Origin of the sequence: Corallococcus sp. AB030 (genome assembly GCF_003668965.1) — a bacterium.
In the GTDB taxonomy this organism is placed as follows: domain Bacteria; phylum Myxococcota; class Myxococcia; order Myxococcales; family Myxococcaceae; genus Corallococcus; species Corallococcus exiguus.
The window spans coordinates 103,299-127,545 of sequence record NZ_RAWQ01000003.1 but is presented as its reverse complement, the minus strand read 5'-3'; the positions used below and the strand labels follow the sequence as shown (position 1 = coordinate 127,545).

Here is a 24,247-nt window from a genome sequence, read left to right as displayed (position 1 = left end):
GAGCAGAGCGCGAAGAAGTCCAGCGGCACGTCCCGCGTCGCCTGGTCGAGCGCGAACAGGCCCTCCAGCTTGGGCCGCAGGCACTCCTCCATCGCGGCGCGGCCCCTGCCGGCCTGGAGGGTGCGCAGATTGCCAGCGGCGTGGATGACGCCGTGCAGGTCGCCCAGCTCCGTCCTCGCGCGCTCCACGGCCTCGCGCACGGCGTCCGCGTTCGCGACGTCGCAGCGCAGGTAGAGGACGCGAGCCCCCTGCCGCTCCAGCTCCAAGATCCGCTCCCGCTGGGCGGTTCCCAGCTCGGAGCGCCCCAGGAGCGCCAGCCGCGCCTGGAACTTCGAGGCGAGGTGGTGCGCGAAGACGAAGCCAAGCGCTCCCGCTCCACCGGTGATGAGGTAGACGCCGCCCTGACGCGGCGTGGGGCCCTGGCGCGTCCAGGCCTTGGGGGACAGCTCTCGGAGGACCCGGAGGAACCGGCCCCCGGCGCGGTGGAGCACGGGCGCGGAGTCCTCACCGTCGCGCAGCTCCGCCACGATGAGCCCCGCGAGCGCTCCGGTGCCCGGGACCGTCACGCCGACGGTGCGGCAGCGAAGGGCCGGGTTCTCCGTGGCGAGCGTCGCGAACAGGCCGTCCACGCCGCCGTGGACCGGAATCGCCGCGTCCGCGTGCAGGGGGTGGAAGAAGAAGAGGCGCGTGGGGCCCAGCAGGTGCGAGCGCGCCATGGCCCCCGCGATCCGCACGAGGGAGTAGAAGCCCTCGTCCTTCTGGCGCTCGAGGCCGGTGGAGTCCTCGGGAGGACCGTCCAGGGCCCACAGATGGAGGAGGTCCACCGCATCGCGCGCGCCCGCGCCGCAGGCCGTGAGGAGCGCCGAGTAGGACTCCTCGTCGTCAGGCCGGACCTCGAAGGTGTCGGGACCGAGCGCGCGGAACGACGCACCCGGCCGGACCTGGACGGTGCGGACACCGGGGGTCAGGGCCCGCAGGCGCTGCCCCAGTTCGGCGTGGAGCGCGGCATCCCGGGTGAGGATGATGGTGACTCCGGCCGGCGCGGGAGTGCTCGCGTTGGACGTGAGGTCGCGCCTGCGCCACTCATACCGGAGGAGCCGCGCGGAGGAGGCCGACCCCGCGCTGGTGGCGGACGGGCTCCGGGCTTCCGTCGTCCGCGTGGGGCCAGGGCCAGCGCCGTCCGCAAGAGCGGCAGGCCGAGCCGCCGTGGAGGTGGGCGAAGCTTCCGCCACGATTGAGGCCTCTTGAGCGGCGGCGGGCGCGGCCCAGCAGCTGCGGCGCTGGAAGGGATAGGCGGGCAGTGGCACCAGCGTGTGGTGCTCGGCGGGGACCAATCGGGCCCAGTCGCATGTTCCGCCCGCGAGGAAGACGTCGCCAAGCGCGGTGAGCACCTCGCGGTACCCGGCCTCCGACAGCTCCTGCGTCGTGAGCTTCCGCACGAGCGCGTTGGCGTCCGGCATCGACTCCGCCGGACGCGGCGGGGACAGCGGGAGCCGGTGTGCTTCCAGCGCCCTGCCGACAAGTGCCTCCAGTTCCTCCCGGCTGCTCGCGACGAACGCGATGCGCCGGGCGTAGTGCGGGCGCTTGCACAGCAGCGTGAACGCGACGTCCCCGAGCGAGCACTCGTGGCCACTCAGCCACGCCTTCAGGTCCACCAGCGCGGCCCGGAGCGAGTCCTCCGTCTTCGCCGTGACAGGCACCAGCCACGCGGGCTTCACCGGCGCGGTGAGACGCTCGCGCCGGGGCGCCTCCTCCAGGACGACATGGCAGTTCGTCCCGCCGAAGCCGAAGGAGTTGATCGCCGCCATGCGCGGCTGGCCGTCGTGACCTTGCCAGGGCGTCTGTTGCCGGGCGACGCGGAACGGACCGTCGGCGAAGTCGATGAGGGGGTTCAGCTCCTCCAGGTGCAGTGACGGCGGCAGCGCTCCATGCTCCAGCGCGAGCAGCACCTTGATGACGCTCGCGATGCCGGCGCTGAACGTGGTGTGGCCGATGTTCGGCTTCACCGAGCCCACGGTGCAGAAGCCCACGTCCCGCGTGGACTGCTGGAAGGAGCGCGTCAGCGCCTCCAGCTCGATGGGGTCTCCCAGCGCGGTGCCCGTGCCGTGCGCCTCCACGTAGGTGATGCGGCGGGGCTGGATGCCGAAGCGCTGGTAGACGTCGCGCTGGAGCCGCTCCTGCGCCGCGGGGTTGGGCGCGGTGATGCCGTTGGTGCGGCCGTCCTGGTTGACGCCGAACCCCCGCACGACGCCGCGGATGGCGTCGCCGTCACGCAGCGCCGCGTCCAGGCGCTTGAGGACCACGGCGCCCACGCCCTCGCCCAGCGCGATGCCGTCCGCCTTCTTGTCGAAGGTGCGGCACCGCCCCGTCCGGGACAGCATCCCCGCCTTGCTCGCCTTGATGTGCAGCTTCGGCGTCACCATGACGTGGACGCCGCCCGCGATGGCCAGCTCGCTCTCCCCCGTCAGGACGCTCTGGCACGCCACGCTCAGGGCCGTGAGCGAAGACGAGCACGCCGTGTCCAGCGTCATCGCCGGACCCTTGAGGTCCAGGAAGTAGGAGATGCGCGCGGCCAGCACCGCGGGCGACAGGCCGGTGAAGGCCTGCGCCGTCGTGGCCTGCTGGGTCTCCGCGAGCAGTTCCTCGTAGTCGCTGACGGAGGCCCCCACGAAGACGCCGCAGGTGCGGTCCTTGAGGTCCTCCGGCCGCAGCCCCGCGCTCTCCAGGGCCCGGTAGGACTCCTCCAGGAAGAGCCGTTGCTGCGGGTCCATGATCTCCGCCTCCATGGGGGAGATGCCGAAGAACCCGGGGTCGAAGCGGTCCACTCCGTCCAGGAAGCCGCCCCACCTGCTCACCGTCCGCCCCGGCGCGCGGGGGTTCGGATCGTAGTAGCGGGCGTTGTCCCAGCGCTCGGCGGGCACCTCCGTGATGGAGTCCACACCGTCCATCAGGTTGCTCCAGAACGCCTCCGGATCCGCCGCCCCGGGGAAGCGGCCGGAGTAGCCGATGATGGCCACCGCCCGCTCATCGCCGTCGCGCGAGGCCACCGGCGCGGCGTGCTGCCGCGCGGGCGTCACGGAGAGGTCGTCTGGCTGGAGGCGCCGGACGCGCAGTTCGTGGATCGCGAACACGACCTGGCCGCTCGCGTCCAGCAGGTCCATGTCGAACGCCATGGCCTCGCCGTCATTGGACAGCAGCCGCGCCACGGCGGTGTGCGGTGCTCCGTCCACGTCTCCAGGCATGTCCACGCGCCTCGCGCCCACGGGGACGTAGACGCTCGCCGGATCACCGGACAGGTGGATGGCGGTGCTCAGCGCCGTCATCAGCAGCCCGTTGACGATGGGCGGCTGGAGCAGGAAGCGCGGCTCCCACGCGCGGCCCTCCTGCGAGGGCTCGATGCGCGAGACGGACACGCCCGCCTGGACGCGCAGCCCGTCCATCGTCTGGTAGAACGGACCGATACCCAGGTGCGGGTTGCGGCCGTAGACGTCGTCCTGGGACAGCGTGAGGGGCCAGGACCCGAAGTCCGGCGGCGGCACGGTGGACGCGCCCGCGGGGCCGGTCAGCTCCCGCACCTGGCCCTTGAGGTGCAACCGCCCCGTCGGGCCTCCGTCGCTCTTCACCGCGAAGCGCCATCCGGCCGGCTCCTCGCGGAACAGCAGCGTGAGGGAGGTGGGCGCGTCATGGGCGCCAACGACCGGCGCACTGATGACCAGGTCATCCAGCTCCACGCGCGACAGGCCCAGGCGCGTCTTCGCCACGGAGTACACGAGCTCCAGGTACGCGTCCGTGGGGAACAGCGGACGGCCGAAGACCTCGTGCGCGCTCAGGCACGGGTTCTCCGACGCGGACGTCTGGAACGTGAATGTCAACGAGCCGCTCATGACTCCCCTGCTCCGTTCGACGACCGGGAGGCCGCGGACTCGGACACGGCGAAGAACAGGCGCTTGTCCGCGCGAGGTTCCGGCGCGCCTCCCGCCGCCACGGCCTGCGCGATGTAGGCGCCAAGCCGCTCCAGCGACGGATGCTCGTAGACCTTGCTCGGGCTGACCTTGATGGCGAAGCGCTGGTTCACCTTGTCCATGAACTCGATGCCGAGGACGGAATCGAGGCCCAGCTCCACCAGCGGACGGGAGGCTTCGATGGCCTCCGGGTCGGTGAACAGCACGCCGGCCAGCAGCGCGCGCAGCACCTGTGTCGTCTCCGGCACGGAGCTGACCGCCGCGGGAGCCGGGGCCTGCTGGGGCGCCACCGCGGTCGGGGGTGTCTTCACGTCCAGGCTCCGGGCCAGCCCGCTCAGGGTCTGCTCGCCCTGGAAGTGGACCGTGCGCAGGGACGTCCCGAACTCCTCGTTGACCTTGCGGAAGAACTCATCCGCGAGCACCGGATCCAGCCCGAGGTCCGCCAGGGGCTCGTTCACGCCCACGGCCGCGGCGTCCACGAAGAGGACCTGCGCCAGCAGGGCCCGGAGGCGCTCGACGGGAGGCAAGGCGCCAGGCCGGGAGGACTCCGGGACGGGTGCGGCGGCCACGGGCATTGGCGCGGCGACCGGCGCCGGGGGGACGGCCACGAGCGTCGGCGCGGCGACCTGCGCCGGGGGGACGGCCACGGGCATTGGCGCGGCGACCGGCGCCGGGGTGACGGCCACGGGCATTGGCGCGGACGATTGAGACGCGACGGGCTTCGTCACTTCGGCCGCCACGGGGAGCCTCAGCGTGAGCTTGCCGGGACGCGCCACGGGAGCCTCCGCGGCCACGGGCGTCACGGGCGCCCGGGGCGGAGCCTGCACCGGGGGCGCGACCGGCTCCACCACGGGCCTGGGCTCGGGGACGGCCTGCGCCGCGACGGGCATCGGCGTGTGCAGGTCGTACCAGTGGGCCTCCTCCACGAACGGATAGGTCGGCAGCGGGACGCGGCGGCGCGCGCGGCCTTCGTGCAGCAGGCGCCAGTCCACGTCCACGCCCAGGGTCCACAGCTGGCAGAGCTTCGGGAGCCGGCCGTTGCGCGCGAGCGTGCGCAGGTACAGCGCGCCTTCCTCGCCCTCGATGAGCAGGCCCACCGCCGCGCCGTGCTCCGCCTTTCGGCCCAGGAACACCCCTTCCGTCTCCGGGGCCCCCGACGTGAAGGCCTTCAGCTTCGCGAGCAACTCCTGCCGGTTCGACGCGAGCACCGCCAGCCGGACGGCCATGGCCTCGCGGCCCACCTGCGTGGTGTACGCGACGTCCTGGAGCGCGACGGCCGGGCCCCGGGCCTCCAGGTCCTGGAGCAGGTCCGCCGCGTACCGGCGGAGGACCGCGTCCGTCCTCGCGGAGAGGACGAACACCTGGGCTTCCGCGTCCTCCTGACGGGGCGCGGGGGACTCCACGTGCTCTTCAATCACCAGGTGGGCGTTCACGCCGCCGAAGCCGAAGGAGCTGAGGCCCGCCACGCGAGGGCCCCGGGGGCTCTCCCACGCCTGGAGCGAGCCCGGGAGGTAGAACGGCGACCCCTCCAGGTCCACGTAGGGGTTGCGCTCACGGAAGTGGGCGTTGGCGGGGAGCTTCCGGTGCTTCAGGGCCAGCAGCACCTTCACCAGCCCGGCCATGCCCGCGGCGGCCTCCAGGTGCCCGGCGTTCGTCTTCACCGCGCCCAACGCACAGCGCGCGTCCGTGGCGGTGTCCTCCCCGGAGAGCTGGCGGAAGGCCTTCTTGAGCGCGTTGACCTCGATGGGGTCGCCCAGGCTGGTCCCCGTGCCGTGCGCTTCGATGTATGAGACGCGCGACGGGGCGATGCCCGCCTCCCGGTAGGCACGCACGAGCAGGTCGGCCTGGGCGTTGGGGTTGGGAGCGGTGAGGGAGTTGGCGCGGCCCGCGTGGCCCACCACCGCGGCGCGCACGATGCCGCGGATGGTGTCACCGTCCTCCAGCGCCTTGCGCAGCGGCTTGAGCACCACGGCGGCGCACCCCTCGCCGCGCACGTAGCCGTTGGCGTCCTTGTCGAACGTCTTGCACTGCCCGTCGGGGCTCAACATCCCCGCCTTGTCGAACGCGAGGAAGAGCGTGGGCGCGAGCAGCAGGTTCACACCGCCCGCGATGGCCACGTCGCACTGGCCGTCACGCAGGGCCGCCACCGCGCGCTGCACCGCCACCAGTGAGCTGGAGCAGGCCGTGTCCACCGGCTCGCTGGGGCCGGTGAAGTTGAACAAGTAGGAGATGCGGTTGACGAGGATGGAGTGGAACACGCCCGTCGACGTGAGCCCGTCGATGGGTGCGTTGCGCGCGCGCAGAAGCTCCGTGTAGTCGGAGGTCGCGACCCCCACGAAGAGCCCCACCCGGGCTCCCCACCAGTCCGACATCCGATAGCCGGCGTCCTCCACGCCCTGCCACAGCGTGCGCAGGAAGACGCGCTGCTGCGGATCCATGAAGTCCGCTTCCCGCGCGGAGATGCCGAAGAACTCCGCGTCGAAGTGCTCCGGGTGCGGGATGAAGCCGCCCCGCTTGCCGCGCACCGCGTCCAGCAGGCCCGGCACCGCCTGGCCATAGGCCGCCTTCCACCAGTCCCAGCGCTGCTCGGGGATGGGGGTGACCAGGTCCTCGCCCGCCTCCAGGCGCTTCCAGAACTGCTCCAGGTTCTCCGAGCGCGGCATGACGCCACTGACGCCAATGATGGCGATGGCGTCCTGTGCCGTCCGCGAACCCACGGGCTCGTGACGCACGGGCGCCGCTGCCGGAGGAGCCTTTGCCGCCGCTGGAGCCATGGGGCCGGCCATGGCCGGTGCACGGCGCGGTTCGACGGCGACGGCGGGCGCCGCGGGTACGGCGGGCGTCGCCGGCCGCACGGAGGCCACGTGGTCCGCCAGCGAGGCCAGCGTGGCGTGCTCGAAGAAGATCGCGGGCGACAGCTCCGTGCGGAAGTGCTCGTTCAGCGCGTTGGCGAACTGGGTGAAGGTGATGGAATCGAAGCCGTACTCGCGCAGGTCCTCGTTGGGGTGGATGTCCTGGCGGCCCACGCGGAGCAGCCGCGACATGATGGCCACCATGTCCGCGCGAACCTGTCCGGCCGCGTCCCCGGCCGGAGCCTCCGCGCGGCGGGCGGGGGCCTGGGCCCCGAGCAGGCCGTCAATCCTGTCCTTGTTGCCAGCGATGACCATGAGCTGCGACTCCCTGAATGTGAGCGCTCGTTCGAACGCCTTGAGACCTTCATCGCGAAGCAGCGGACGCAGTCCCATCGTCGTCGCCAGCAATGCCTCGCTCGCCGGATCCACCGTCATGCCGCCGTCGCGCCAGAGCGGCCAGTCGAGCGACACCGTCTGCCCGGACCGCTCACCCCGCTGCCGCAGCGCCTCGCGTTGCCACGCGAACGCATCAAGGAAGGCGTTGGCGTACGCGTAGTCACCCTGCCCCGTGTTGCCCAGCACCGCGGACACCGAGGAGAAGAGGACGAAGGCGTCCAGCGGTTCACCGCGGGTCGCCGCGTCCAGGTGCATGGCGCCCAGCAGCTTCGGGCGCAGCACCTCCTCCAGTTCCCGCCGCGTCTTCTTCAGCAGGAAGGCATCGCGGCGGACGCCCGCGCCATGCAGGACGACGTGCAGGGCACCGAAGTGCTCGCGCGTCGCGCGCACCCAGGCCGCGACGTCCTCCTGATTGCTGACGTCCCCCTGGAGATGGAGGACCCGCGATGCATCACCCAACCGCGCGAGCCGGGCCTGCTTCGCCGCGTCCAGCGCGGAGCGGCCGGTGAGCACCACACGCGCGTCGTGATGGCGGACGAGGTGCTCCGCGAAGAGCAGGCCCAGGCCTCCAGCGCCACCGGTGATGAGGTGCACACCGCCCCGCCGGAGCGCGGATGCCGCGCTGGCCGGAGCCTCCACGCCCGCCCAACGCCGCGTGAGCCGCAGCTCCCCGTCGTAGGCGACGTCCGAGCAGCCCGGGGACACCGCGGAGAGCTCCCGCCACAGCAGCGCCGCCGTTTCCCTCGCGGGTCGGGCGTCGAGGCCCACGCTCGCGCAGGAGAGTCCGGACTTCTCGCGCACCAGGGTCCGCAACAGGCCACCGGGCGCGGCGAGCACGGGGCTCGCGTCGGTGCCCGTGGGGTACGCGTACACCAGCGACACCTGGGGTGCCGCGCGCGCCTGGAGCAACGCCTGGAAGAGGAAGAGCAGCGAGAGTCCGCTCGCGGCGATCCGCGCATCCAGCGACGCGGCCCGAGCCTCGCCCGAGCGCAGCGACGCCACCTGGAGGATGCGCGTGGGACGGATGCCTTCGCGCAGCAGGGATTCGACGAGCGACTGGTAGCTGGCGGGATCCTCCACGTCCACCGTGAAGCCACCCTGCGACGGGCCCAGGGCCACGGGAACCAGCCGCGCGCCCTCCCCCGCCGCGTGCAGCTCCGTCCGAAGCGCGGAGACGAGAGCCTCGTCCGCCCCCAGCACCAACACGTCGCCCGAGGTGGGCGCACGCATGGCGGGCAGCGGCGTCTCATGCCACTCCGGCCGGTAGAAGTACGGACCGGTGCCCGGCGCTGCTTCCGGCTCCGGAGCGGCCATGCGGCCCAGGAACACGTCGCGCAGCGTGGCGAACACGCGCCCCGTGCCGTCCGCGAGGTCGATGTCGAAGCGGAAGCCCTCGCGCGAGGGCTCGCCCCTCCGGACGTGGGCGTGCGGTCCCTGACCGGGCTCGCCCAGCACGTCCAGCGCGCCCAGGGAGAACGGCACATGGGCCTCCGTGGCGTGCCCGGCATGCAGTAGCAGCGCCAGCGCCGACTGCAATGCGCCGTCCAGCAGGGACACCCACGCGTCCTCACGCCGCTCCCGGGGGTCGACCTCCAGGCTCGCCAGCGCTTCGCCCGTGCCCAGCGACACCCGTCCGATGCGCTGGAACCTCGCGCCATACCGCAGGCCCAGCGCGCTGAAGGCGGCGTAGCAGGCCGCCCCCGTCTTCAGGACCGGGCACCTTTCGCGTGCGCCCCTGAGGTCCAGCGCGTGCACCGGCGCCGCGTCCCCCGCCAGCACCGAGCCTTCGGCGTAGCAGCGCCGCTCCGTGCCCGCCCCCGACCAGAGGCCGAAGCGGATCCGGTCCTCCTTGGATTCGAGCGACAGCTCCACCTGCGCGCTGCCCCGCACCGATAGCGGCCTCATCCACACCGCGTTCCGGATGCGGCGCACCCGCGCTCCAGGGCCCGTGAGCCCTTCGGTGGCGAGCAGCTTCGCGAGCATGAAGACACCCGGCAGCGTTGGCTCACCGTGGAGCACGTGGTCCGCGAGCAGCGGCTCCTGCTCCGACAGCGTCTGCTCTATCGCCGGGCCGTCGTTCCCAGGATGCTCCCGCCGGCCGAGCAGCGGCTCCTGCTCCGGCAGTCCCTGAGCGGGCGCCGGTGGCGTGGGCGCGTCGATCCAGAAGCGCTCCCGCCGGAACGGGTACGTCGGCAGGCTCACGATGCGGCCTGACGCTCCGTCCAACGCGCGCGCCGGGTCCAGGCTCCCGCCCTGCCGCCAGGCCTCCGCCAGACGGTTCAGCTCCGTGGAGCGGGCGTCCTCACCAGCCGCGGCTTCGCGCGGATACGCCGCGAGCGCTGCGCGCAGCATGTCCCGGTCGCGGGCCACCACCGCCCACCGGGTGTTGAACGCGTTGCGTCCCACCATCAGCGTGTGGGCGACATCCGCCAGGGAGCACGCCCGGCCCTCCTCGGTGTCGAGGAACGCCAGGAGCCGCGCCACCTGCTCCTTCAGCCGCTCCGCGTCGCGGGCAGAGAACACGAACAGCCGCGGCGCCGGAGCCTCCTCGCGGACGGCCTCCGCCCGCGGGAACTCCTCCAGGATGAGGTGCGCGTTCGAGCCCCCCGCGCCGAACGAGCTGATGGCCGCGATCCGGGCCCGTCCGGACGGGGCCTCCCAGCCGCGCGTCTGCTTCACCACCTGGAACGGCGTCCGTGTCAGGTCCAGCTTCGGGTTCTCCACGTCGCCATGCAGGCTGCGCGGGAGCACCTGGTGGCGCATCGCGAGCGCGACCTTGATGACCGCCGCGATGCCCGCCGCGGCCTCCAGGTGCCCGATGTTCGACTTCACGGAGCCGATGGGACAGGGACGCCCGGGCCCCCGCTGCTCACCGAACGCGAGCTGGAGGCCCCGGATTTCAATGGGGTCGCCCAGCGACGTGCCGGTGCCGTGGCACTCCACGTAGCCGATGTCCTCCGGCCCCACCGCCGCGCGCGCCATCGACTTCTGGATGAGCTGGGCGTGCTGCTCCGGATTGGGGACGGTGAACCCCGCGGCCTTGCCACCGTGGTTGCTCGCCGAGCCCCGGATGACCGCGTGGATCCGGTCGCCGTCCGCCAGCGCCGCGGCGAGCGGCTTGAGCAGCACCGCGCCCACGCCCTCGCCCGGGACGTAGCCGTCCCCGCCCTCGCCGAAGCTGCGGCAGCGGCCGTCCGAGGACAGGAACTTCGCCTGGCTCAGGTAGATGTACTTGCCCGGGTGGATGGACAGGTTGACGCCACCGGCGACCGCCATGTCGCACTCGCCCGTCAGCAGGCTCTGGCAGGCCAGGTGGATGGACACCAGCGACGACGAGCAGGCGGTGTCCACCGCGAGGCTCGGCCCCTTGAAGTCCATGAAGAAGGAGGCGCGGTTCGCGATGGCCCAGGACAGCGAGCCGGGGCCCTTGTAGTCGCCCTGGAGCAGCCCCTTCTCGTGCGCGAGCAGTGAGTACTCGTTCCACATGGAGCCCACGAACAGGCCCACGCTCTGCTGCGCGTAGCGCTTGCGGGCCGCGTAGCCCGCGTCCTCCAGCGTCTCCCAGACGCACTCCAGGAACAGCCGCTGCTGAGGATCCATCTCCTCCGCTTCCTTGGGGGAGATGTTGAAGAACAGCGGGTCGAAGCGGTCCACGTCCTCGAGGAACCCGCCCCAGCGGCCATAGGAGCGCGCCCCCACGTCGGAACGGCTGCCCTGGATGGCGCTCGCGTCCCACCGCTCCAAGGGGATTTCCTGGATGCAGTCGACGCCGTCCACGAGGTTGCGCCAGAAGTCCCCCACCGTCCGCGCGCGGGGAAAGCGTCCGCTCATCCCGATGATGGCGATGTCGTAGCCCTGGCGGACCGGCGCGGCGCGAACGGGCTCGGGCGGCGCGGGAGTGGCCACGGGAGCCTCTGGCTCCGCGGGCCCCGACAGGCCCTCCTTTTCAAACCAGGCCACGAGCTTCTGGAGGTTCGGGTGCTCGAACAGCAGCGTGGGCGGCAGCTCCCGGAACGTCCGGTTCAGCTGCGACATCAGCTCCTGGAGGATGAGCGAGTCGAGCCCCATGGTGAAGAACGACTCCGTCGCGTCGAAGCCGGGACCGGGCAGGCCCAGCCGCGTCGCGACGAGCTCGCGCAGGTAGGCCTCCACGTCGCGCTTCGGCGCGCCCTGCTCCCGGGCTGGCCGGACCGGGGCCGCGGGGGCCTCCGCTCCCTGCACGAGCACCTGCACGTGCTCCTGCTGGGACAGCGCGGCGGTGAAGGCCTTCACGCCTTCGGCCACGGGGATGGGCCGCAGGTGGCGCAGCGCTCCGGTGAGCCCCTCCGCCATGCCCACGCCTTCCCACAGCGGCCAGTTCACGACCCGGCTCCGGCCCGGCGCGCCGCTCCGGTCGCGGAAGGCCATGAAGGCGTCCAGGAAGCTGTTGCCCGCGGCGTAGTCCGCCTGCCCCACGTTTCCCGTCAGGGCCACGATGGACGAGAAGCCGATGAAGAACTCCAGCGGCTGCGAAAGCGTGGCCTGGTGCAGGTGCAGCGTGCCCGCGAGCTTCGGGGCGAGCACGCGCTGGAAGTCCTCCCAGCCCTTGGTCATCAGCAGCCGGTCGTTCAGCACGCCGCCCAGGTGCAGCACGCCGTGCAGCGGACCGAAGTCCCGGGTGATGCGGCGAACGACGCCGTCGACCTGGGCGCCGTCCGTCACGTCGCAGCGCAGGAAGTGGACTTCACACGCGCGGGACGCCAGGTCCCCCAGCGGCGCCCGCACCGAACGGCCCAGCACGAAGACCCGGCAGGCCACGCGCGACGCCAGCGCGTCCAGCAGGGCACGGCCAATGCCGCCGCCGCCGCCCACGAGCAGGTAGTTCTTCCCGGCGCTGAAGGGGTTCACCGCCCCGGCCAGGTCCACCACCACGCCCCGCAGCTCCCGCATGAGCCGGCGTCCGTGGCGCCACGCCACCGGCTCCTCCGCCGGCTGCGCGGCGGTGCCTTCGCGAAGCAGCGCGTCCAGGCCCGCGTCGCCCGCGGTGTCCACGTCCACCAGCACCACCTGGAGCCGGGGACTCTCCCGCATCGCCGTCTTGGCCAGCCCCAGCAGCGCCGCCGCCGCGAAGCCCGTGCCCCGGTCCGTCGCGGTCGCGACGAAGGCCTCGCGCACGGCCACGACGATGCGCAGCTCCCGGTCGCTCGCGCGGGACAGGTGCGCCTTCACCAGGTCGAAGAGCGTGCGCAGGGCGCGCTCCGCCTCCGCGAGTCCGGAGGACTCCAACGCCTCCAGGAAGTAGAGCGTGGCCGCGCCGGATGCGCGCGTCAGCGCCTCCACCAGCGCCGCGACGTCACCCTCCGGGGACACCGCCCGCACGGTGCCGTGCACCGGTCGCGCCCGCTCCACGAACGCCTGGACCCGCGTGCCGACGACAGCGGCGCTCGGGGCCGGAGTCCGCGCGGCGGGCAGAGGAGCTTCGCTCCAGTGCGGCGCCTTCATCTCCCAGCCAGCGGGAGTCCTGGCCGCCAGCGAGCTGTCCGCGCGCTGGTAGATGACCTCGTGCAGCTCCAGCACCCGCCGGCCCTCCAGGTCCTGGCCGGTCACCTCCACGCAGAAGCGGTGCTCACCGCCCTTCGCGGGCTTGCGCTCCAGGTGGAGCCGGAGGACCTGCGGCAGCGCCCCGAAGCACCGCAGCGCGCCCACGAACGCCGGGACGAACCGGTCCTTTCCGAAGACGAGCGGACCGCCCACGTACCCAGTCAGCAGGCCCGCCTGGAGCACGGTGTCCAGGATGTGGGGCAGCAGCGCGTCGCCCTGCTCGCGCAGGCCCGCGGTGGACAGCTCCGCGAAGCACGACGCCTGCGCGCCGCCGAAGCGCCGCAGCAGCCGCAGGGACTCGCCGTACTGGAAGCCGCTGGCGGCCAGCCCCGCGTAGAGGGTGGCCACGTCGTGCACCGTGTAGAGGCCGTCCGTCGCCATGGGCGCGTCGCTCCGGGCGCGCCCTTCCCCTTCCCGCCCCACCTCCGCCTGGCTCAACCCGACGCCGTCCGCGGACACGCGCGACACGTCACCGTCCAGCACGGCGCGCAGCTCCACGGGCTGGCTCACGATGCCCGGCGTGTGGAAGACGACGTTGCGCAGCGACGCGCGCTCCCCCAGCCCCGCGTCCCTCGCCGCGCGCAGGGACAGGCTCATCATCAGCGCGCCGGGGATGAGCCGGTGGCCCGCGACCACGTGGTCCCGGAGGATGGGGTCCTCCGGCGACAGCGCGAGCCGGGCCCCCGTATCCGGGGACGCGTGCGACGGCGCCTCGGACACCTCACGGTCGCGGATCCAGAAGGCCTCGCCTTCGAAGGGATACGGCGGCAGCGGCGCCCGCGCGTAGCTTCCCGCGGGGTGCAGCCGCTCCCAGGCGATGGCCGCGCCCCGCTCCCACAGCGACAACACGGTGCGGTCGAAGAGCTCCCCCAGGTCGGTGGCCTCCGCCGCGTCCAGGCCGGGCTCCTCGATGACGTGGAGACCCGAGGGCGCCTGTCCTGACGGCGCCTCCAGCGCGGCCTGGAGCCAGTCCTCGCGGTCCGGCTGCCAGGCGAAGCGCTCCAGCAGGGGGTGCGGCTCCAGGCTCGGCGCCGCCTCCGCCGCGGACTGCGCGGCGCGGGCCAGCGACGCCAGGTCCGGCGTGTCGGACACCATCAACTCCACCGCCGCGGGCCTGGACAGCAGCCCCTCCGCGACCAGGCCGATGAGCTCCGTCAGCCGCGCGTCCGGGGCGAGCGGACGGGACTGGAAGCTCCACTTGGTGCTGAGCTTGCGGAACGCGCTCTCCACCGCGACGAACAGCAGCAGGCGGCGGCGGTCCTTCCCGGCGCCGGACACCTGGGCGTCGTGGAGGAAGCGCTCCATCGTGAAGCCCAGCGGGGAGAGCGCGCCATCCCACTCCTCCAGGAAGCGCTGGAAGGTGCGCTGCCCGTGGAACAGCTGCCGCGCGCGCGTCACACAGGCCGCGAGCGCCTCGTCCGGAAGCTCCACGTCCGCGACGAGGTGGGCCAGGTACTCCGGCCGGATGGACACCGAGGGGATGATCCGGCGGCTCACGGGATCGAGCACGCCCATGGCGGGGGAGCGCACGCGCGCGTTCCCCGGCTCCGCGCCGGACACGAGCGCGAGCGCCTCTTCTGGCGGGAGCATTCCGGAGAGGGCGAGCGCGACGGCGAAGCCGTGCTGTCCGCCGTGCACCTCCCGGGGGTGGAAGCCCAGGTCGCCCAGCGTCGCCCAGAAGGCATACCGGACGAGGCAGGACAGCACCGGCCGCGCCTTCTGGGACCATGACGCCGCGCGGAAGGCCGTCGCCAGGCCGCCGCGCACTCCCGGCACCGTGCACGCCTTCAGCAGCGCGTCCACGCGGTCGCGGAACAGCGCGTTGCCCTCATAGAGCGGCCGCACGCTCCGGAAGCCGGTGACGGCGTGCTCGCGAAGGACCAGCGTGCCAGGCGCGGTGGAAGGCCCCGCGGCCGTCCGGCCCGCGCCGTCCAGGAACGCGCGCAGCTCCGCGGCGCTCCCGACGAGCGCCCCGCGCCGCAGCGGATAGTGGGCCGCGGCCACGGCGTTCGTCACGCACACGTCGCCCAGCGCCGCGTCCTCCAGGCCGTCCTTCTCCAGCCACTCGCGCCACTGCTCCGCCCGGCGCGCGAAGCTGCCCGGCGACTTCGCGGACAGCAGGAACAGGTGCTTGCGGCCCGCATCGCGCAAGGAGCGGGCCGGCTCCGCCGCGTCCTCCAGGTGCTCCTCCAGCACGACGTGCGAGTTCGCGCCGCCGATGCCGAAGGAGCTGACGCCCGCCCGGCGGGGCTCGCCCGTGACGGGGCGCGGCCAGGCGGAGGGCTCCTGCGCGACGGTGAAGGGCGTCTGGGGAAAGTCGATGATGGGGTTGAGCGTCGTGACGTTCAGCGACTTCGGCACCTGGCCGTGCCGCATCATCAGCAGCACCTTGATGACGCCCGCGACGCCCGCCGCGGCCTCCAGGTGGCCGATGTTCGTCTTGACCGAGCCCAGCTTCGCGAACCGCACGTCCGGCGTGGAGTGGCGGAAGGCCCGCGTCAGCGCCTCCACCTCGATGGGGTCTCCCAGCGACGTGCCGGTGCCGTGCGCCTCCACGTAGCCGATGCTCCGGGCGCTGATGCCCGCGGACTCGATGGCGGCCAGGATGACGTCCCGCTGCGCGTCGATGCGCGGCGCCGTCATGGACGCCGTGCGGCCTCCGTGGTTGACGGCCGAGCCCTTCACCACGCCATGGATGCGGTTGCGGTCCCTGCGCGCGTCGTCCCGGCGCTGGAGCAGCAGCACGCCCACGCCGTCCCCCGGCACGTAGCCGTCCGCGTCCTTGTCGAACGTGCGGCAGCGCCCGTTGGGGCTCAGCATGCGGGACTTCGACCAGGTGACGTACTTCCAGGGGTGCAGGTTGAGGCTGACGCCCGCGACCAGCGCGTAGTCGCTCTCGCCCCGCTCCAGCGAGCAGCGGGCTTCATGGAGCGCCACCAGCGAGGAGGCGCACGCCGCGTCGATGGTGAAGCTCTTGCCCTGGAAGCCGAAGGCGTACGACAGGCGGTTGGCCAGGATGCAGACGTAGTTGCCCGTGCCCGCGAAGCTGTCCGCCTGGACGTCCGGGTGGACCGCCTCCTGGTGGTAGTCCGTGGCCATCACGCCCGCGAACACGGAGGTCCGCTTCGCGCGCAGCTCCGACAGCGGGACGCCCGAGTCCTCGATGCAGTGGAGCGTCTCCTCCATCAGGAGCCGCTGCTGCGGATCCATGCTCTTCGCCTCGCGCGGCGAGATTTCGAAGAAGCGGTTGTCGAAGCGCTCCACGCCGTCCACGAGCCCGCACCAGCGGCTCACCGACGTGCCCGGCCGGTCGATGTCCGGCGAGTAGAACTTCCGGGTGTCCCAGCGGCTGGGGGGAATCTCGCGGATGCAGTCCCGCCCGGCCATCAGGTTGTCCCAGAACGCGCGGGCATCGCCGGCCAGGGGGAAGCGGCAGGCGAGCCCGATGACGGCCACCCCGGGTGCCTTTGCGCTCGCGGCCATCACGCCACCCCTGCCGCGCCAGCGCTCGGACGCATGCCCACGAGCAGCCGCGAGAGCTTGCCCAGCGTCTGGTTCTCGATGACCTGCATCGGGTTGATGCTGAGCTCCAGCGCGTGGTTGAGCTGCTTCACCAGCTTGATGGTCATGATGGAGTCGAGCCCCATGTCCTTGAACTCGACGCCGTCCTGGATGGAGTCGGGCTGCGTGCCGAGGATGGCCGCCAGCGCCACGCGGATGAGGCCCAGCTCCCGGCCGGGCTCCTCCGCGGCCTCCTTCTTCGCGGGGGCCTCCACCGCCGGAGTGGCGCGGCCCAGCGCCCTGGGTTCGAGGCTCGGCTCGAAGGGCACCTCGTCGAACCAGTAGCGCTTGCGCGCGAACGGATACACCGGCAGCGACAGCCGCCGGGGCTTCGGGCCGGAGCGATTCAGCGCCCGCCAGTCCACGTCCTCGCCCGCCACCCAGCGAGCGCACAGCGCGTCAGGCTTCAGGGCTTCCGCGCCCTGCGCCGCGGACTCCTGGCCCCCACCGCGCAGCCCCTGGAACCGGCCCTTCGCCGGAGCGGAGCCCACGTGGATGGCCCCCGCGGGGCCCGCCTCTCCGCGCAGGAAGGCGTCGACGAGCCGGGTCAGCTCCGGCACGTCCCGCGCCACGAAGGCCACGCGCTCCTTCATCGCCATGCGCCCCGTCTGGAGCGTGTGCGCGAGGTCCCGGAGCGACAGCCCGCCCGCGCTCCCGGAGGCCACCGGCGCGGCGAACGCGTTGAACACCGCCCCCAGCGTCTGCGCGCTGGCCAGGGCCTTCACCTGCTGCGTCGTCCCCAGCCGCGCGTTCGCCTCCTCCACCAGCCGGGAGAGCGCGTGCGCGCCGAAGCCCAGGTCCACCCGGAGCTCGTCCTCGTCGAGCGCCGCCTCCGCCACGCCCAGGATGCGCGCGGCGACGTCCCGCAGCACCGCCCTGCCCTCGTGCGCCGGGACCGCCGGGGCGCCCCCCGCGTTGGCCCGCAGGTGCGCCGCCAGCCGGCCCAGGGAGGCCTTCAGCACCTCCGGGGTCTGCGCGGAGACCGGCACCACGAACGGCCCCGCGTCCGGCGCGGACACGGCGGGCCTGGCGGCGACGTACTCCTCCAGGACGACGTGCGCGTTGACGCCGCCGAAGCCGAAGGAGCTCACCGCCGCGCGGCGCGGCAGCGATGCGCCGTCGTCGCCCACCAGGGGCTCCCAGGGCTTCGTCTCTTCCAGGATGTAGAGCGGCGAGTCGTCGAGCTGGATGTACGGGTTCAGCTTCTCGAAGTGGGCGTTCTTCGGCAGCACGCCATGCTTCAGCGCGAGCGCGGCCTTCACGAGCCCCGCGATGCCGGCGGCGGTCTCCAGGTGCCCGATGTTCGTCTTCACCGCGCCGATGCCGCAGTGCTTGCGCGTTGACACCGGCTGGCCCCTGCGCCGGGCGAACTCCTTGAAGACGTCCTTGAGGGCGTTGAGCTCGATGGGGTCCCCGAGCGCCGTGCCCGTGCCATGCGTCTCGAGGTAGCCGAGCGAGGACGGGTCGAGGCCCGCCTGCTCCCAGGCGGCGACGATGACGTCGCGCTGGGCCATGGGGTTGGGTGCGGTGATGGAGGCGGTGTGGCCGCCGTGGTTCATCGCCGCGCCCTTGATGACGCAGTAGATGGGGTCGCCATCCTCCACGGCCTGGCGCAGCGGCTTGAGCAGGACGGCGCCCACGCCCTCGCCGCGCGCGTAGCCGTCCGCCCGGCTGTCGAAGGTCCGGCAGCGGCCATTCGGGCTGAGCATGCCCGCGTCGTTGAAGGCCACGTAGAGGTTGGGGCTCAGCAGCGTGTTGACGCCACCGGCGACGGCCACGGTGCACTCGCCGCGCTGGAGCGCCTCCACGGCCTTGCGCACCGCCACGAGCGAACTGGAGCACGCGGTGTCCACGGGCTCGCTGGGGCCGGTGAAGTTGAGCAGGTACGAGACGCGGTTGGGGAGCATCGCGTGCGCGTTGCCCGTGGCCATGTGCGCGGTGGCCTGACGCTCCAGCAGCAGGTTCGTGTAGTCGTGGTTCGCCACGCCGACGAACACGCCCACGCGCTCGCCCCAGTGCGACAGCGGATCCTGGCCCGCGTCCTCGAAGGCCTTCCACACGGCCTCGATGAACAGCCGGTGCTGCGGGTCCATCAGCCGCGCCTCTTGCGGCGACAGGCCGAAGAACTCCGGGTCGAACTGGTCCACGCCCGGCATGAACCCGCCCCAGCGCAGCGCGGGCGCCTCCTTCGCGAGCACCCCCGCGTTCCAGCGTCCCGAGGGGACCTCCGTCACCAGGTCATGGCCCTGGAGCAGGTGCTCCCAGAAGGCCTGGGGGTCTTCCGAGCCCGGGAACACGCCGCTCACGCCGATGATGGCGATGGGCTCGGACGTGGACACCGGGGCCGCCGGAGCGGCCCGCACCTCACGCGCGGGAGCACGCGGCGCTGGCACCGGCGCCACGGGGGCACGCCCCTGGTAGTGCGCGGCGAGGGTGCTCTCGAACTTCTGGTGGAGCGTCCGGGCGAAGCCCTGGATGGACACGTGGCCATAGAACAGGGGCGGCGTCGCGTCCAAACCGAGCCGCGTGTTCAGCGCCTCCACCATCTGCACGACGCGCATGGAGTCCAGGCCGTACTGGCTCATGTCGTCCTCCACGCTGAGCTCCTCCGGCCGCACCTTGAGGACGTGGCAGAGGATGTCCTTCAGGTCCTCGCCCACCGCGGCCACCAGGGCCTCCGCGTCCCGCGCGGGGACGGCGGTCTCCACCGGAGCGGAGGAGTGCGAAGGCGTCACCGGCGCCGGTCCAATCCAGCACCGGCGCCGAGCGAACGGATAGCCGGGCAGCGAGAGTCGCGCGGGCGGCGTGCCCGCATGGAGCGAACGCCAATCCACGCGCGTGCCCGAGACCCACTGCTCCGCGACCTGGAGCAGCGCGTCCCGAGTCCGAGCGGTTCCCACGTCCCGCGCGGGGCCTTCGTCCGTGCCTCGGACGTGCCCCATGCGCAGCCCCGGCAGGGCCTTGCTGGAGAGGAAACCGTCCAACGACTCGCGCAGCTCGCCGAGTGATTCCACGACGAACGCCGCGCGCTCCTCGAGCGGCTCGCGGCCGACCTGGAGCGTGTACGCGATGGACGCGACGTCGGAGTCGAACAGCGTGTCCCGGTGCCGGGAGAGGTGGTCCGCCAGGTTCCGGGCATGGGCCTGGAGCCGCTCCGCGCTCTTCGCCGACAACGGCACGAGCACCGGCCGGGCCGTGGCGGCGCCCTGCCGGGGCCGGGCCTCGCGGTACTCCTCCACGATGAGGTGGGCGTTCGCGCCGCCCGCGCCGAAGGCACTGATGCCCGCGCGCAGCGGAGCCTCCTGGCCGTCCTGCGACGGGCCAGGGCGCCACGGGGCCAGCGCGCCCTGGAGGCGGAAAGCGGAGTCCGCCAGCTCCAGCTCCGGGTTGGGCGTCCCGGCGTGCGGCGAAGGGAACAGCTCCCGCGTCCGGAACTGGAGCAGCACCTTCGTCAGCGCCGCGATGCCCGACGCGGACTCCAGGTGTCCGACGTTCGCCTTGATGGAGCCGACCGCGCAGAAGCCCTTCTCCGGCGTGTGCCGGGCGAAGGCCTGCTTCAGGCCTGACACCTCGATGGCGTCCCCCATGGAGGACCCCGCCGCGGCGCACTCCACGTAGGAGATGGACCGCGCCGGCACGCGGGCGCGGCGCAGAGCCTCGTCGATGACGTCCGCCTGGGCCTGGGGATTGGGCGCCAGGTAGCCCGCCGTCTTCCCGCCCGCGTTGATGCTGGAGCCCTTGATGACGCCGTGGATGAGGTCCCCGTCCGCCCGCGCGCGGGCCAGCGGCTTGAGGACCACGAGCCCCGCGCCCTCGCCGTCGATGAAGCCGTCCGCCCGCTCACCGAAGCTGCGGGTGCTGTCGCCCTTCGTGAGCAGGCCCGCGTGGGCCAGCCGCTCCAGGTGGTCCGGGTGCAGGATGAGGTTGACGCCGCCCGCCAGGGCCAGCTCGCACTCGCCGCGCAGCAGGCTCTGGCAGGCCAGGTGGATGGCGGTGAGGGACGCCGAGCACGCGCTGTCCACCGCGAAGCTGGGGCCGCGCAGGTTGAACCAGTAGGAGATGCGGTTGGCGATGGACCAGAACCGGCTGCTCGAACGGTTCGGCGTGCCCTCCGCCGAAGCGCGCGCACCCAGCCATTCGTAGTCCGGGTTCATCGCGCCAATGAAGACTCCGGCCTTCAGCGGCTGGCTCAGGAGCGCGCCGCGCGGCTGGCCCGCGTCCTCCAGCGCGTGCAGGGCCAGCTCCAGCAGGATGCGCTCCTGCGGATCCATCTCCTCGGCCTCGCCGGGCGAGATGCTGAAGAACAGCGGGTCGAACCGGTCCACGTCCTCCAGGAAGGCGCCGTGGCGGACGCCGCCCTCCGCCCCATTCCAGCGCGCGGCGGGGATGGCGCTGAAGGCGCTCCGACCCGCGCGGAGGTTGTCGAGCAGCGCGTCCAGCGTCGGCGCGCCGGGGTAGCGGCCGGAGAGCCCCGTGATGGCGATGTCCTGGGACTCGGCCTGCTGGGGACGCTCCTCGGAGGGCGTGCCGCGCGAAGGACGCCGCTCGAAGGAGACGGTCTCCTGGCGCGGTGCCGGAACGGACGCGGCGCCGGCGGTGCCCACCACCCGCGTCAGCTCCGCGACCTTGTGCTGCTCCAGGTATCCCGCGAGCGCGCGCACCGTGAGCTGTTCGAAGAGCAGCGTGGACGGCAGCCGGCCCAGGTCCTTCTCGAAGCGGCGGCGGACCTCCAGGCCCAGCAGTGAGTCGACGCCGTACGCGTCGAAGGTCGCGTCGTCACCCAGCGCGCCGGGGGACTGCTTGAGGACCTCCGCGAACACGCGCTTGACGTAGGCGCGGGTGCCGCCCTCCACCGGCGCGGTGACCGGAGCGGACACGGGCGAAGGACGCACGGGGGCGGCCTCGCGGACCACGGGCTTCGCGGCGGGGGCACGCGCCTCACGCGCACGCACGGCGATGCCGTCGCTCTGCGCCAGGAGGACGCTCTGCCACTCCTGGCCGGGGGACAGGCCCGGGAGCCCGCACGCGGACGCGCCCAGGAAGCCCTCGCGCGCCAGGAGCATCTTCCACGTCTCGCGGCTGACGACCGGCGAGCCCGGGATGCGGTGCTCCTCGTCGCGGTACAGCCACCAGCCCTTCATGGTGCCGAACGTCAGCGTCGCGAAGTCGCGGGCGGCGATGGTCTCGTTGAGGACGAGCAGGCCGTGCCGGCGCAGCATCCCCTTGATGCGGCGCAGGGTGGCGCCGAGGTCCGCCGTGGCGTGCAGCACGTTGGTGCCCAGCACCAGGTCCACGCCCTCCAGGTCCGCGTCCCGCTCCAGGTCCAGGGTGCGGTACTCCACCGGCACCGGGCTGTCCCGGAAGCGCTCGCGCGCCTTGTGCAGGAAGTGGACGGACAGGTCGGTGAAGACGTAGCGGACGCGCTCCGCGTACGGACGCAGGGCCTCCAGCACGAAGCGCGTGGTGCCACCGGTGCCCGCCCCCACCTCCACGAGGACCAGGGGCCGCCCGGGCTGCTCGGCCAGCCGCGCCTCCACGAAGGCGCGCACGGCCTCCGCGGTGAGCGCGTTGAGCAGGTCCGAGTGGAGGCTGGACGCGTAGACGTTCTCCACCAGCTCCGTGGAGCCGTCCGGGAACATGACGTCCATGGATGAGCGCCGGCCCGTCCACACGTCGGGAAGCGCCTCCACGCACCGGTCCAGCAGGTCCATGTAGGCGGCCAGGTCCGGCAGCCGCGTCAGCACGTCCGCGCGCAGCGCCTCCAGCGGACGCTCCCCGGCGGCGGCCCTGGCGCGGATGGCCAGGCACTCGCGGTAGAGCCGCGCCTGCTCCGGAAGGACCTCGTCCGCGCGCGGCTCGCGGTCCACCAGCGTGCGCCTCAGGCCGCGCCGCGCGTACTCCTCGAACAGCTCGAAGGCGGCGACGACGCGGCGGGCGGGCTCCTCGGGCCGCGAGCGCGCGAAGGCCTCCACCTGCTGACGGACCCCCGCCAGCAGCGCGGCGCCCGCGTCCCGCTGGACGGAGACGACGGTGCGCGTGCTCGCGTGGATGCGACCCAACACCCGCGCGTCGCCCTTGATGGCCACCACCTGCGGCAGGGGCAGGCCCAGCACCTGCTCCAGGGCGCGGAAGCCCTCCCGCGGAACGATGGAACCGAAGCCCTCCTCGCGCAGCAGCTGGTTGTACTCCGGCGTCGCCACCGCGCCGACGGTGCCCCAGAAGCCCCAGTCGATGACCTTCACCGGGAACGGGAACGACTGGGACAAGAGGAGCGCGAGCGCGTCCTGGAAGCGGCTGGCCGCCGCGTAGTGGGACTGGCCCGCGCCCCCGGAGATGCCCACCGCCGACGAGAAGAACACGAGGAAGTCGAGCGGCTCCCCGGCGAGCACCTCCGCCAGGACGAGGCTGCCCGCCACCTTGGGCGCGAGCACGCGCTGGAGCCGCGCCCGGTCCAGCTTCTTCAGCAGGGCGTCCTGCAGCACGAGCGCGGAGTGGAACACGCCGTGGATGGCGCCGAAGCGCTCCTTCACCCGGGCAACGGCCTGGCGCAGGGAGGCGGCGTCGGTGACGTCCGCCTGCATGAAGACGACGTCCCCACCGTGCGCGCGCAGCGCCTGGAGTCCGCGCTCCATCGCTTCATCCGGCGCGCTCCGGCCCAGCAGCGCCACCCGCGCGCCCCGTTGCCCCAGCAGGTGCTCCGCCAGCGCCAGCCCGATGCCGCCCAGGCCTCCCACGATGAGGTACGTGCCTCCCTGGCGGAAGATGGGGGCCTCGGACGCGGGCGCATCGAGCGCGCCCAACCGCCGCTGCATCAACGTCCCGTCGCGCAGCGCGACCTCCTCCGGCAGCTCCGCGCCCTGTGCCTGGAGGTAGCGCCGCAGCACGTCCGAGCGCAGGTCCTCCAGCGGCTGCCCGGCGCCCAGGTCCACCACGCGGAAGCGGCAGTGGGGGTACTCCCCCGCGAGCGAGCGCAGGAAGCCCCCCAGCGCCGCGCCCGTCAGCAGGAGCGGCTCGTCCGCGCGCGTACGCAGCGCGCCGACCGTGAACACGAGGACGTCCAGCGGCCCGGCGAGCGCGCCACGCGCGTCCAGCGTCCGCACCACGTCATAGAGGCAGTACAGCGCGCGGCTGTCCTCGGCGCGCACGGCCTCCAGGGATTTCGCCTCCGTGCCGGGGGCCAGGAAGAAGACCGAGTCCAGCGGGAAGCCGCCATCCAGCAGCGGCTCCAGGCCTCCGGCCTCCAGGTCCCGGAAGGACAGGGCCTGCGTCCGCGTGTACCGCTCTTCAATCTCCTCGCCCCATGCGCGCGAGAGCTCGCCCGCGTCGTCCGGGTAGACGATGAGCGCGCCGCGCTTCTCCACCGGCGATGCCACCGCCGCGTCCACGCGGACCGCGTCGAAGTAGGGGGCGTACAGCAGCGGGGCCTCCTCGGCCTTCAGCTCCCGGGCCTCCAGGCCGTGCACCTTCACCGCCACCCGCCCGTCCTCCGCCACGAGCGCGACGTCGAAGCAGCGGCCGTCCTCGCTCTTCACGTAGACGGCCATGGCCGGCGCCAGGGGCCCCAGCACCTCGACGGCGTCCACGACGAAGGGCAGCAGACGCTTCGCCCCGCCCTGCCCCTCCGCCGAGGCCACCTGGCCCAGGACGACGTGGAGCGCTGCATCCAGCAGGGCCGGATGCAGCTGGTAGTCCGCGAAACCCTCCGAGGCCTCGGGCGGCAGCGCGAGCCACCCCACCGATTCACGGCCGTCCGTCCGCATCCGCTGGAGGCAGCGGAAGAACGGGCCATAGCGAAGCCCCGCGCGCTCCAGCCGCGCGTAGACCTCATGGCCGTCCAGTTCCTTCGAGCAGCGCGCCGCGACGGCCGCCACGTCCAGCCGCTCCACCGGCGCCGTC

Annotated in this window: 3 protein-coding genes (2 of these 3 only partly in view); all 3 read right to left on the bottom strand. The window is 73.0% G+C overall.

The window, feature by feature from the left end; translation table 11 throughout:
• Tightly spaced (each overlapping or abutting the next), the 3 genes in view from D7Y15_RS01470 to D7Y15_RS01460 form a layout consistent with a single transcriptional unit that may run on beyond the window.
• Positions 1 to 3,884, bottom strand: the 5' portion of a protein-coding gene (locus tag D7Y15_RS01470; protein ID WP_121751479.1) for an SDR family NAD(P)-dependent oxidoreductase. The gene continues 11,257 nt to the left of window position 1, outside the view; only the first 3,884 of its 15,141 coding nucleotides appear in the window; the start codon lies at positions 3,882 to 3,884; its stop codon lies beyond the left edge, outside the window.
• Positions 3,881 to 16,273 (bottom strand): SDR family NAD(P)-dependent oxidoreductase, encoded by a 12,393-nt coding sequence (locus D7Y15_RS01465; RefSeq protein WP_121751478.1) that lies wholly within the window; start codon positions 16,271 to 16,273, stop codon positions 3,881 to 3,883. The genes D7Y15_RS01470 and D7Y15_RS01465 overlap by 4 nt, the downstream gene beginning before the upstream one ends.
• Positions 16,273 to 24,247, bottom strand: partial view of an SDR family NAD(P)-dependent oxidoreductase gene (locus D7Y15_RS01460; protein WP_121751477.1) — the 3' portion only. It continues 3,518 nt past the right edge of the window; 7,975 of the gene's 11,493 nt are visible here — the last part of the coding sequence; the start codon falls outside the window, past its right edge; it ends in the stop codon at positions 16,273 to 16,275. The genes D7Y15_RS01465 and D7Y15_RS01460 overlap by 1 nt, the downstream gene beginning before the upstream one ends.

Coding starts and splice junctions, on each gene's coding strand:
- D7Y15_RS01465 (WP_121751478.1), bottom strand. CDS start 16,273: ATGGCCGCGAGCGCAAAGGCACCCGGGGTGGCCGTCATCGGGCTCGCC.